General features: G+C 40.1%; 10 protein-coding genes. 4 read left to right on the top strand and 6 right to left on the bottom strand.

Annotation, left to right across the window (positions count from 1 at the left end):
* Nucleotides 1-181: 181 nt before the first annotated feature.
* The 4 genes from MKX97_RS03665 to MKX97_RS03650 all read right to left on the bottom strand — a co-directional run bounded on the left by MKX97_RS03665 (nt 182) and on the right by MKX97_RS03650 (nt 4,644).
* On the bottom strand, nt 182-1,222 hold the full coding sequence (locus tag MKX97_RS03665) for a DctP family TRAP transporter solute-binding subunit (RefSeq protein WP_342536990.1): 1,041 nt from the start codon (nt 1,220-1,222) through the stop codon (nt 182-184).
* Entirely contained in the window at nt 1,219-2,268 is a 1,050-nt protein-coding gene (locus tag MKX97_RS03660; protein ID WP_342536989.1) for a DctP family TRAP transporter solute-binding subunit, read from the bottom strand. Before MKX97_RS03660 ends, MKX97_RS03665 begins: the two co-directional genes overlap by 4 nt.
* 137 nt (nt 2,269-2,405) lie before the next feature.
* Nucleotides 2,406-3,074 carry a response regulator gene (locus MKX97_RS03655; RefSeq protein WP_342536988.1) on the bottom strand — a complete coding sequence of 223 codons (669 nt, stop codon included), beginning with the start codon at nt 3,072-3,074 and terminating at the stop codon, nt 2,406-2,408.
* Nucleotides 3,067-4,644 (bottom strand): sensor histidine kinase, encoded by a 1,578-nt coding sequence (locus MKX97_RS03650; protein WP_342536987.1) that lies wholly within the window; start codon nt 4,642-4,644, stop codon nt 3,067-3,069. Before MKX97_RS03650 ends, MKX97_RS03655 begins: the two co-directional genes overlap by 8 nt.
* 244 nt (nt 4,645-4,888) lie before the next feature.
* On the opposite strand from MKX97_RS03650, the gene MKX97_RS03645 reads away from it, so the two are divergent.
* From MKX97_RS03645 to MKX97_RS03630, 4 genes are all read left to right on the top strand, one after another.
* Nucleotides 4,889-6,247: a DUF6612 family protein gene (locus MKX97_RS03645; protein WP_342536986.1), complete on the top strand. Its 1,359-nt coding sequence runs from the start codon at nt 4,889-4,891 to the stop codon at nt 6,245-6,247.
* A 210-nt stretch (nt 6,248-6,457) separates the two neighbouring features.
* On the top strand, nt 6,458-8,098 hold the full coding sequence (locus MKX97_RS03640) for a sensor histidine kinase (protein WP_342536984.1): 1,641 nt from the start codon (nt 6,458-6,460) through the stop codon (nt 8,096-8,098).
* A gap of 15 nt (nt 8,099-8,113) precedes the next feature.
* Nucleotides 8,114-8,815: a response regulator gene (locus tag MKX97_RS03635; protein ID WP_009765949.1), complete on the top strand. Its 702-nt coding sequence runs from the start codon at nt 8,114-8,116 to the stop codon at nt 8,813-8,815.
* Between the two features lie 188 nt (nt 8,816-9,003).
* Nucleotides 9,004-10,326 carry a citrate:proton symporter gene (locus MKX97_RS03630; RefSeq protein WP_245799464.1) on the top strand — a complete coding sequence of 441 codons (1,323 nt, stop codon included), beginning with the start codon at nt 9,004-9,006 and terminating at the stop codon, nt 10,324-10,326.
* Between the two features lie 51 nt (nt 10,327-10,377).
* Here MKX97_RS03630 and MKX97_RS03625 read toward each other — a convergent pair whose 3' ends face one another.
* Nucleotides 10,378-11,805, bottom strand: coding sequence for a carbon starvation CstA family protein (locus MKX97_RS03625; RefSeq protein WP_221835410.1), 1,428 nt, complete (start codon nt 11,803-11,805; stop codon nt 10,378-10,380).
* A 214-nt stretch (nt 11,806-12,019) separates the two neighbouring features.
* Nucleotides 12,020-13,216, bottom strand: coding sequence for an FAD-dependent oxidoreductase (locus tag MKX97_RS03620; protein WP_342536982.1), 1,197 nt, complete (start codon nt 13,214-13,216; stop codon nt 12,020-12,022).
* Between the last annotated feature and the right edge of the window lie 246 nt (nt 13,217-13,462).

Below are 13,462 nucleotides of genomic sequence, written 5' to 3'. Positions count from 1 at the left end.
CATTGCAAGTGCGTGACTTGTCGTCTTTCCAACCTACTGCTAATCATTCGAAAGACGACAAGTCATGCCCTATGCCAACCTATAAACAAAGAAATGCCGATCCGGTAATCAGATCGGCATCCAAATCCCTGTATAAACAGGTACTATGATCTCCGCTTTCCCACTTAGATGACAATTCTTCTTATTTCAAGCTACGGATCCCTTCAAGCAGTTCAGGTGTAATATCATCAGAAAACTCATCGTATACCGGCTGTAAAGCATCAACGAACTTTTGGCGCTCTTCCGCAGTCAACTCAGTAACTTCGACTTTTCCGGAGTTCTTGATGTTTTCAAAACTTGCTTCATTCTCATCAGCAGCCAACTGCCACTCAAGTTCCGTTGCTTCTTTCAAAGCTTCCTCAACTTGCGTACGAATATCTTCTGGCATACCTTCCCAGAATGATTTGTTAACAAAAATCGCATAGTCTAGACGACCATGTTCACTTGTTGTCAAATACTTTTGTACTTCTTGGTACTTTTGAGTATCAAAGTTATTGAATGTATTTTCTTGTCCATCTACAGTGCCTTGTTGCAGGGCTGCATAGGTTTCACCAAATGAAATCGTTGCACTTCCCGCGTTCAAAGCATTGAACTGAGATTCAAGGACTTTACCTGCTTGCGCACGGAATTTCAGACCTTTGAAGTCTTCTGGAGTTTTCAAAGGATGTTTATTATCTGAAAAATGTTTGAACCCATTCTCCCAGAATTCCAATCCCATAATGTCGTTATTTGCTAATTGATCACTATTCAAGATTGTTTGTGCTACATCACTCTCAAAGAATTTGCGCGCATGATCTTGATCTTCAAACAAGAAGGGCATATCTACATACTGCCAGCGTGGATCCAACTTCACCATTTTTGTAACGGATGGTGCAATCATATGAACATTTCCTGATACCAATGCATCTAATTCATCTGCATCTCCATATAATTGAGAAGACGGGTATACTTCTACCTTCGCTTTTCCATCTGTTTTTTCTGCAACTAGTTCCGCAAAACGGTCAGCAGCTTTCCCCTTTACACTATCAATTGCCGTTACATGCGAAAACTTGATGATGATTGGCTTATCCGAAGATGACGCTTTTTCGCCGTCGCCTGAAGAAGATGACTCTTTGTCAGATGAACAAGCAGCCGCCACGATAGCAAACATACTGATCACTGCAACTAAAAGAATTTTTTTCATTCTTTATTTCCCCCTTTTATTTTTGGAAGTGAATTTATATATTTAGCCCCAAACCGCCCCCGATAAAAATCGTAAACCGGACTGAAAGCTTCTTCCCATTGTTGTCTCTCATCTTCCGATAAATTGTGAATTTGAATACAATCGCATTTCTCCAATTCAGAGAGGTCTTTTTCATTTAGTTGGTGTGCAATTTCTCGTTGCCATTCGCTCACCTCAGACAACGTATCTTGGATTAAGAACTGAACATTTTCAGGTAACCCATCCCAAAACTCTTTATTCATCAACAGCACATACCCTAAATACCCATGATTACTAACCGTCATATAGCCTTGCTTTAAATGTAAGCTTTTGCTCACAATATTGGACAAAGTATTCTCCTGAGCATCAATTAATCCATTATCCAATGACTGGAACACATTATTGAAATCCAATTTCATAGCGGAGGCACCGAAGAGCTCAAATTGCTGCTCTAATATGTCACTTGGCATAATCCGCATGTTAAGCCCCTTTATATCTGCAGGCATGTTGATAGGATACTCACGATTCGTCAATTGCTTAAAACCGTTATCCCACATTCCCAACATCACGAGACCTTGCTTTTCGAATTTCCCTATTAACTGCCGACCGACCTTCCCTTGCATATATGCATGTACTTCTTCATAGCTATCAAAGGCAAATGGCAAGTCAACAACAGACCACTCCGGTACGGTTGACGTAACCTTAGATGTAGCAGGTGCAATCATTTGTATATCATTATTAGAAAGCGCTTCCATTTCCTCGCCATCTTTATATAAGATACTATTCGGGAATATTTGTACTTCGATATATCCATTGCTCCGCTCTTTCATTAATTTGGCAAATTTTCTGGCTGCCAATCCTTTTGGAGTATCTTCTCCTACAACATGTGAAAAACGGATAACCAATCGTTCTTCTGCACTTAATTGTTCATAATCAACTGGATAGGAAGTTTTTTGACAACCTGCCAACAAAAACAGTAATCCGACAAAACTTACGAAAAAACAAAAGTGCTTCTTCAGGACATACATAGAACTTCTTCATGCTCCCTCCTGAATCATCAGTAGTCTGATATTTTATATTTTAAATAATGTTCAAGAAAACACAATATTATGAAGTTAATGGACGTTTTGGTCTTTATGGTATTTTCCCTAAACACATGAAACTTCTATTTTATTGAATAATAGCGAGTTGGACGACCTATATTCCCGTACTGCAATTCAATATGGACCTTCCCATTAACCGACAAAAATTCTAAATATTTACGGACGGTTACCCTTGCCATTCCAACTTTTTGAGCTAACTGTTCGGCAGTCAACGGATGTTCTTCATTCTTGAGACCGACAAAAATCTGCTCCAAGGTAAATTCATTTAACCCTTTTGGAAGTGCACTTATTTTTTCAGCACTTCCTATCCAAAGATCGATATCTTCCTGTTTTAATTTATCAATCGTATTGAATTTCCAATAGTTTTTACTGAATTTTTGAAGCGCTTCTTGAAAGCGTTCAAAACGAAAGGGCTTCACTAAGTAATCCACTGCCCCGAACCGCAATGCTTCACGAATGGTAACCGCATCACGGGCAGCCGTTATCATAATCACGTCACTCGATATATTCTCCAACCGAAGTTCCCTTAGTAACTCAAGCCCTGACATGTCTGGTAAGTACATATCAAGTAAAATAAGATCAGGCTGAAGTTTATGTATGTCTCCAATTGCCGGTTTACCTTCCGCGGCTTCACCTACCAACTTGAAGCCATCCAACCTTTGCAAAAAGCCTTTATTCACTTCTAACACCATAGGATCATCTTCTATTATGTAGACCGTTAACTTATCCATATTTTCTTTCACCTGCTTTCAATGTAATGATTGTCCCTGATTCTGGCGGAGAATACGCCGTAATACTGCCTTTATTGGAGTCCAAAATCTGCTTTATTAAAGCCAATCCAATTCCTCTTCCCTCTTTCCTCTTCATGCTGAATCCGTAATCAAATATTTTATTTTCCTCTTCAGGTAACCCGCATCCACTATCCTGTATTTCGATAAATAAATAATCTCTATTACCTTCAATCAACAGCACAATCTCTTTCTCTTGCTCCAGTAAGCAAGCTTCCATAGCATTATCAATTAAATTCCCTAAAATTGTAACTAGATCGCCACTTGAAAACCCCGTCATCACTTCAGATAAATAAGACTCATCGTCAATAGTAAAAAGAACACCCAATTCCCTAGCACGTGATCGCTTCCCTATTAAAATACCTAAAATTGAATAATCAGAAATTCGTTCTTTCAGAAACTGCATCACTTCTTGTTCATCGGAAATTTCATCTACAATCATAGTAAGTGCCTCTTTTGAACGATTGAGCTGTATCAGACCTGCAATACTATGTAACTTATTCATATATTCATGGTTTTGCGAACGCAGTGAATCGACTAGAGACTTGATACCTGTTAGTTCTTCCGCAAGTGTATGCGCCTCTTTCTGATTAGTCATCATTAAAAGGGAACCTACACGTTGATCATTTACGTTTATAGGAAAGATACGGACTAACAGCATCGTGCCGTTTAGAAGTAAGGGTCTATGCGTCATTTCTGCTTCATTTTTCAACACTTCCTCTGTTACCCATGTATCAGGAAACGCGTCTGCTACTGTGATGATTTCGTTCTCCAAACCTGTATACTGCTGGGCTAACCGGTTCATAAAGACAATTCGTTCCTTCTCATCCGTAGCCAAAATTCCGATATCCATCGACTGCATCATGCTGGAACGCTCCTCGACCAGACGTGCAATTTCATAAGGCTCCATATTAAAGGTTTGTTTCTTTAGATGGTTAGCAATAAACAACGAACCGATCAGGCCGATGAGCAGACCACTCATCAATGAAAATAAAATATCGGTCTTGTAATCATTTAATAAGCTTTGAAATGTCGGTGATAGAATGCCAACTGAAACAACACCAATTTGTTTGACGCCTTCATCATTCATAATCGGTACGAAGGCTCGAATTGCAAACCCCATAACACCTTGAGCTTTTGATATATATTCGTGTTCCGAAAGTGAAGCCTGCTCATCCCCGCCCTCAAATACTGTACCTATTTTACTTTCTGAGGGATGTGAATAGCGGATCCTTTCCATATCAAATACAACAATATAATCTACATCTGTTGCCAATCGAACTCTCTCAGCAATTGGCTGAATGGAGGAAGCACCGTTCGTTTCACCAACATGCGTCTTAATATCTGGCAGCTGAGCTACCGTTCGGGCAATCGCAATAGCTCTTGCTCCGAGTTCTTTTTCAAAAGCGCCAGAAATATTATGGATCATAATTGCTCCACTCGTCATGACAGAGAAAAACACAAGAATAAATGAAAAGATAAACATTTTCATACGAAGTGATATTCGATTCATTCAGAAATCTTCCTCTCACCTAATCGCGGGATACGCTTTATTTTAACAGAATATTAATTATATAGTAGAAAGGTATTAAGGAGAACAGTTATACTTAATTTTTTCCAATAACTAAGTCATTTCGCACTAAATATATTAAACTATCATTCCTTTGAAACCTTTTATAAAGTTGTCCGTACAATCTAGTATACCTGTACACAAAACAGGTGAGTTTTTCCAAAATAAGAAATGGGGGTTTTATGTAGTGAAGAAGTTAGGTTCTTGGTTATTTGCTTTCGTATTACTGTTGGCTTTTGCAGTTCCAAACAGTAATGTACAAGCAGCAGGTAACGACTCAATGAAGCTGGTAGTCGATGGCGTGGAAGTTGCGGGCTACGAGCAACCGTTTTTATCTCATGGTGAAGTGCTGATCCCAGTTGAAAATCTTTTTAAAGAGGCTGGTTACTCTGTCTCAAAAGACAAAGGCGTGGTAACGGCAACAAATTCTCAATTGACAGTAGACTTTAATGCTAGTGCTGGAAAGATTTTGGTCGATGGAAAGAAAGCAGATACTGTATTTCCCCTTACACTAAATAATGGAGGAAATTATATTTCAGATTCGTTCCTATCTACATTGGAAGGCTTTGAAGTATCCGTTTCAGATGACAAAAAATCTGTACAAGTAACAACAAATCGTGTGAAGGATGTTGAAGGTTTTCTTGAAAAGATGCTCGACGTTGATTTGAATAGTTATTCTGCAACGATGAAAATCGATCAGAAAATGAAAACATCCAATCCTGAGGAAGAAGAAATCGACATGATCATGGACATGAAAATGGATGTGATCCAAGATCCTCTTGCACTTTATACTTCTACGAAGATGCAAATGAATATGGATGGCGAGAACCTCGATCAATCATCAGAAGCGTATTTGACGAAAGATGGTTTCTTCCAATACGATAGCATGGTAGATAAGTGGATTAAAATGGATGACGAATTAACAGATGCATTAATCGATTCATCCGTTCAACAAATGGACCCACTTGCACAGCTCGAACTAACTAAAAAGTTCATCGACGGCATTCATATTTACGAATATGAAGACCAGTATGTTATGACACAAACGATAACGAATGAGCAATTCCGTGAAATTCTGGATGAAGTAATGGCGCTTCTGCCTGGTTTACTTCCTGACGAAACTACTGAGAGTGTAATTCAAAAAGTAGAAGGTGTGTCAGTTGACGCTAAAGCTACGGATTCTGAAGATGCAGTAATCGAAGAAGAAACAACTGAAGAGGAAGTAACAGACGAAGAAATTGCTGACGATTTGGAAAGTATCTTGGATGCTTTAGATATCAATATTGAAGAATTCCTTGTTGTTTCCACTATCGATAAGAAGACATTGTTCCCACTTGAAATGTCAGGCGTTACGAAAATGACGATGGGCATTGAAGACGAAACAATCTCAATCACTCAACTTATTTCAGGTGCATACAGCAACCATAATAACGTCGAAGAAATTAAAATTCCTGCCGATGTAATCAAAAATGCAATTACAATGGAGGAATACTTGAAAGAATTAGGCTTGGATGAAGAAGAAGCTGAGCCTGAGCTTGAAGCATAATAACTAGTCAACGAGAGCTCCTTTGTTCTGTATTGAGAGCCTCTCACCGATAAATCTAGTAAAAGCCCATTCCATTGCGAATGGGCTTTTTTAATAACATTGGCTCTGACACTCCATTAATGGCTGGCTATATTTCGTATTTTTCCATCCTTAACATACTCACCACATGGTATGCTAAATGCATCATCCTTTTCTATGGGAGGTCTGCACATGATTCGCTTTCGAAAAGAAGATTTAACCAGCCATCATTTTCAATCGAAACCTTTCGTCAATTTACATATGAAAATGATTGTTCTGATCGGTACACTCGTCGTTACGATTATTTTGCTGATTGGTGGATTTATGAGTTTCTTTATAACGGATACAACGGAAGCTCAGATTGGGGAAAGAGCTCTTAGCGTTGCCACCAGTGTATCGCTGATCCCTGAAATTCGTGCCGCATTTCATTCAGACGACCCTTCTGCTATAATTCAGCCTATCGTGCAACAGATACAGGAGCAAACGGATGCAAAATTTATCGTTGTCGGTAATCGCCAAGAAATTCGTTATGCGCATCCAAACCCCGACCGCCTCGGTAAAAAAATGGTCGGTGAGGACAATGAACGAGCTCTTATGTTCGGTGAATCATATATTTCAAAATCTGCCGGCTCATTAGGAAATTCATTACGAGCAAAGGTGCCTATATATTCTAATGAAGAAATTGTCGGTGTCGTGTCGGTAGGATTTTTGGTGGATTCCATCGAGTCTGTGATTTGGGATTACAGTAAAGAAATCTGGTTCGTCCTTCTAGGAATTACAGCAGCAGCGATTTTAGGTTCTATTGTAATTGCAAGTTATATCAAGAGAGCATTGTTTGGATTAGAACCCGAAGAAATCTCCTATTTATTATTTCAAAAAGAAACCATTCTCCACTCCATTCATGAAGGCATCGTAGCTACTAATGCAGAAGGACAAATAACGATGATCAACTCTGCCGCATTGAAACTGTTAACTGGAGATGACCAGCAAACAATCTCATGGATTGGTCAGTCGATTCATGCAATATTTCCAAATTCTGATTTGCCATATGTGTTAAAGAATGGTCAAACTGTATTTGACCAAGAAAAACTTTTTGGCGCGCACAGTGTCTATGTCAATAGTGTCCCAATATTCTATGAAGATGAATTATTAGGAGCCGTTTCAACGTTCCGTAATAAAACAGAGATTGAGGAATTAACGAAGAAATTAACCCATATTCAACAATATGTTGATGCCTTGCGCTCCCAGACACACGAATTTTCGAATAAACTTTACACAATTGCGGGACTTACGCGACTCGATAAAAAAGAGGAAGTGCTCGACTTCGTTCAAAATGAAACGAAGATTCAGCAACAATGGATTGATACATTACTTGATGAAATACAAGACCCTTATGTAAGCGGACTGCTTGTTGGCAAATTAAACCAAGCAAGTGAATTGCAAATTGATATTTCTATTCAACCAGACAGCCGCTTGCATACCGCTTTGTCCGAGCGTAGCCGACAAGCACTGTTGACTGCTGTCGGAAATTTGCTGGATAATGCGTTTGACGCGGTTTATGATGAACGGGCAATTTCCCGGGAAATATCTGTTTTTTTCACGGATATTGGACAGGATATCCTATTTGAAATTGACGACGCCGGACCTGGTATTGAAGACACTGTGCTCGAGAGCATTTTTACTCGAGGCGTTTCTACAAAAAAAGGTGTGGGCAGAGGTCATGGTCTGGCGCTGACAAAACAAGCCATTGATGCAGCAAATGGTCAACTTTATACAGAACCTAGTGAGTTAGGAGGCGTTTGCTTCATCGTTTCAATTCCAAAAAGCAACTGAAAGTAGGTGTTTCGAATGATTAGGACATGGCAGGTAGTGATTGTGGAAGATGATTTTCGAGTAGCTGAAATTAATCGACGGTTTGTTGAACAAGTTTCGGGATTTAATGTATCAGCAGAACTGAGGACAGCAGCAGAAACCCTGCACTATTTACAGCAGGTCGAACAATTGCCTGATCTGATTCTATTGGATGTTTACATACCGGATAGTCCCGGACTCGAACTATTTTGGCGTCTACGTAAAGACTTTCCATCCATCGCTATCATATTGGTAACTGCCGCTAAGGAGACAGTTACAGTAGAAGCTGCTTTACAAGGTGGCGTATTCGACTTTTTGATTAAACCGGTTGATTTTGATCGATTCAATGAGACATTTACACGCTACCGAAAACAGAAAGTCTTATTAGCCTCCAAAAAAGAAGTCAATCAAGAAGAGGTGGATCGTCTCCAATTTGGATCAGAATTACGTGCGGACAAGTCGATCACTGCCGACGGATTACCAAAAGGAATTGATCGTTTAACGCTGGAACGAATAGAAGTAATCTTAGAACACAGCCCGGCAGAAGGCATTAATGCCATCGATACCAGCGAAGCAGCAGGTGTCAGCCGGTCTACCGCAAGACGTTACCTAGAATACTTGGTGTCTGCTGGAAAAGTAAAAGCCCAGCTGCAATATGGCGAAGTTGGAAGACCTGAACGAACCTACATCAAAATTTAATCTTTTGTATTCGTGAGCAAAATGAACAAAATGCATACAATAAACTCTATTTGTTTTATTTCCATAAGCTTTTTAGCTGCTTTTTCCTATGATACATTATGAACAACTTTAAGAAAGAATTTTCGGATACCTCATTTTGTATCCGCTTACACCTTTCTTTCATAACTTGTACTTTGGAGGGAAAAGCTATGTTGAGTATCATAGGGTTATTAACTATTTTCATAATTGTCGCTCTTCTGATCAGCGGCAGAATCACACCGATTGTTGGTCTGGTCATTGTACCAATCTTCGGAGCATTTTTTGCCGGATACAACTTTAAAGAAATTGGAGAGTTCTTCGGGAGTGGTATTGACTCGGTCATCAGTGTCGTCATTATGTTCATCTTCGCAATTCTGTTCTTCGGAGTTATGCAAGATGCGGGAGTCTTTGATCCACTTATCAATACAATGATCAAAGTATCTCGAGGAAATGTGATTGCCGTATCGATGGCGACTGTTGTCATTGCTGCGATCGCCCAGCTAGACGGTTCAGGCGCTTCAACATTTTTGATTACGATTCCAGCTTTATTACCTCTTTATAAACGGTTGAGAATGAGCCCATATTTATTATTATTACTCGTTGGTACGTCTGCGAGTATCGTCAATATGGTGCCTTGGGGAGGTCCCCTTGGGCGTGCTGCCGCCGTCCTTGGCGTTGATGTCACTGAATTATGGCGTCCTTTGATTAAAATCCAAGTGATTGGTTTGGTGTTATTAGTTGCAGTCGCCTTTGTTCTTGGAATGCGCGAAAAACGTCGAATTGTCAGAAAGGTTACAGATGATTCTTCTGACGAAGGTGAGTCCATATTCGATGAGGTTGAGGATGAATCAACCAAAACAGCTAACTCTCTTCACCGTCCTAAACTGCTTTGGATTAATGTAGTCATTGCACTGACTGTTATCGGTTTACTCGTTTGGGGTAAAGTCCCGGCCGGCTTTATCTTTATGATAGGATTCAGTTTGGCATTGCCATTGAATTATCGTACAGTGAATGAACAAATGGACCGAATTAAAGCCCATGCGCCAAATGCTTTGCTTATGGCAGCTATCATCTTAGCGGCAGGTTCATTCTTAGGTATATTGAATGGAGCCAATATGCTGGATTCCATTGCAACAGATTTGGTGAAAATTCTTCCGGCATTTATCGTGCCTTATTTACATATTATCATTGGATTCTTTGGTGTTCCTTTTGATTTATTACTCAGTACGGATGCCTATTACTTTGCATTGTTGCCGATTGTAGAACAAGTTGTGTCAGGCTTCGGTGTACCTTCAATCTCCATTGCCTATGCATTGATCGTTGGAAATATCATCGGTACATTCGTCAGTCCTTTCTCCCCTGCCCTTTGGTTGGCACTTGGCTTAGCGGGTCTCGAAATGGGTAAGCATATCCGTTACTCTTTCTTAATCATGTGGGGTTTCAGTATCGTATTGTTCCTTATCACAATGGCACTTGGCGTTATTACATTTTAAGTCGGATGGTACGAAAAGGCTCTCAGCAAAATGTCGCTGAGAGCCTTTCTCTTATCCTATTTTCACGACTGCGCGTTGCTGTTTGGATTGAATGACCTTTAGTGCATAGAATACACCAATAACTGCTGAAACTACAATTCCTGTCCCCACGGAAACTCCATAGCTTAAGCTCAAACCTTCCGGTGCATACATCCAATACGTTATGACGACTGCTGTCATGAACAATGCAGGAATCCCCGCAATCAAATGTGCTTTGTTTTCCCTCATTAGATAAGAGGTAGCGGTCCACAGCATTACAGCTGCGACTAGTTGATTCGTACCGCCAACATAGCGCCATAAGAAAGAGTAATCAATCATCGACAAATAAAACATAGGTGTGCCCAATAAAAGTGTAACCGCTAAAACGACCCACTTTTTATTAGGATCCATCCACTTGGATACGGCTTCAGTGAAAATCATTCGTGCCGAACGAAGTGCTGTATCACCTGTAGTGATAGGTAAAATAATGACACCTAAAATAGCCAATAGCCCACCGAACGAACCTAATAATGTACTTGAAATTTCATTGACTGCCCCCGCAGGTCCTCCTGCTGCCAACGCTTCTTGTAAACCCGCTGTACTGCCAAAGAACGTCATGCCGGCAGCAGCCCAAACCATCGCAATAACTCCTTCTGCGATCATCGCTCCGTAGAATACTTTACGGCCTTCTGATTCCTTTTTCATTGTTCTTGAAACAATCGGGCTCTGTGTACAATGGAAGCCCGAGATGGCTCCACAAGAAATCGTTACCATCAAAAGCGGCCAAATTGGTAAATCACCTGGATGCAAGTTCTGCAGTGTTAAATTCGGGATTTTTTCTGTTCCAAATAATAAAGCGACCCCAATCCCAACAGCCATAATAATTAAGACAATCCCGAATACCGGATACAAACGTCCAATAATCTTATTAATAGGTAAAATTGCAGCTAAAACAAAGTATCCGAATATCAAAATAAGTGAAACCATGAATGACAAAGGTGTAATAGACGAAATTAGCTGTGCGGGACCTGCCGTGAAAGCTGCCGCAACTAATACCATCAATACAACGGAAATGACATTAATAAACCGGCGTGCAAAATCTCCTAAATATTCTCCAACTATTTTAGGGAATTGTGCGCCTCCATGCTTTAAGGACAGCATGCCTGAAAAGTAATCATGGACAGCACCGGCAAAAATACTGCCGAACACAATCCAAATAAATGCCACAGGACCATATAACGCCCCTGCAATCGCTCCGAAAATCGGACCGAGCCCAGCAATGTTCAATAATTGAATCAACCAGCCCTTCCACCAGCTCATTGGTACATAATCCATACCATCTGCTTGGGTATAGGCTGGAGTTCTTCGCGAATCGTCAATAACGAAAACTCGTTCAACCACTTTTGAATACACTAGATATCCCACAATCAGCAAGACGATTGATGATAAAAATGTAAGCATAAAACCCCTTCTTTCTCGTCTTCTTTTCTATAACATTATCTGCCTGTAGATTAATCAGACAATTCATTATCTTAGTATATAATAGTTAGAAAATTATATCAACATAGATTTTTTAATTAAGTTAAAAAATTTATAAACTAAAATAATGAACGGAAAAATTTCATGAAAATCCTCAAAAAAACATCTGAAGAATGAATTATTCTCCAGATGTTTTTCATCTTTCAACTTCCAAAATAGATTGATTGGGATTGTCTTTTCCAGCTATCTCATCCCGAATCAAATAAGCACCAAGCATGCTGTAAACTGTGCCATTTCCACCTAGCCCAATTAAATAATAGACATGCGATTCATTTGGATGACGGCCAATGACTGGCAGTTCATCAGTCGACTCTCCAAATACAGCAACCCACTCATGTTCAGATCGAATTTCTTCATTCGGGAAAAGCTTCTTCAATTCACTTTTCAACTCATCGAACTTTTTTTCAGTTGCATCTGTTGAACTTAGCAGCTTCTCGGCATCTTGATCAAGCCCGCCAGCAATGATTCGCTGATCATCCGTCAAACGCATATATAAGTAAGGACGTTTTGTCTCCCATATCATCATGCGCTCATGCCAAAACGATAGATCCTCTATTGGCTGCGTAGCGACAGCGTATGTGATTTTGAGGTCTTTCTGAGGAACGTCTAATTCTGGAGCCGGTGTGTAACCTGTTGTCACTACGACAGTCCGAGTATAAAAATCTCCCTCTGATGTATTTATTACTGCATATTCATCTTGATCATCGATCTCCAGAACTTCTGTATATTCAAAAACATCCATCCCTTTTTCATAGGCGTATTGAATTGCCCCGATACATAAGCGAAGGGGGTTTACTTCTGCGTCCCCTTTCGTGACGATTGCAGCAGGCTGCGAAAATGGGAAACGCGCCTCAATGTCTTCCCGCTCCCAATATTCCACCGGAAAGCCATATTTCTGTAATGCCTCATATTCTTTTTTTAATCTTGAAACATCCTCTTCTGTACTTGCATAATACAGGCTGTTTCGTGTATGGAAATTGACATTAAATGACGTATGGTCAGCAACTTCCTGAAGCTGCTGCAACGCTTTTTTGCAAGAAAGATAAAACTCTACTGCTTGCTCTTCCCCGATTTCTTCTATCAATTCATGAAGCATAATATCATTTGAGAATTGCAATAAACCAGTGTTGGCTGAAGTACTGCCCCCTCCCACTTCATTCTGTTCAATCATAACGAGCGAATAGCCTTCTTGCGCTAAAACAAAGGCACAAAGCGCGCCCGACATTCCGCCGCCTATAATTGCAATATCATATAATTCCTTCCTAGCACCATTTTTAAAGCTTTTTATGTCAACTGTAGTTTCCCAAAACAAAGAACCTGTATGTAATTTCATCTATGAATCTCTCCTGCCTATAGTTTCTTCCTATCTACCCTTAAACCGAAAGTCGAAACTATCTTTCTGCGCTCCCTCTTTCTCCCGTGAGTGGGCAAGAAATAAAGAGGAACGAACCAAGATACCGTCACATCGAACCATAGTACTGTCGAACCGAACCAAAAGTCTTCTGAACCGCACAATAATAATGGCAAACCGGGCCAATCCCGGTTTACACCGCACCAAACGGATCACAAACCGCACATT

This window comes from Sporosarcina sp. FSL K6-3508 (assembly GCF_038615825.1).
Classification (GTDB): domain Bacteria; phylum Bacillota; class Bacilli; order Bacillales_A; family Planococcaceae; genus Sporosarcina; species Sporosarcina newyorkensis.
This window is presented reverse-complemented; position numbering and strand designations above follow the sequence as displayed.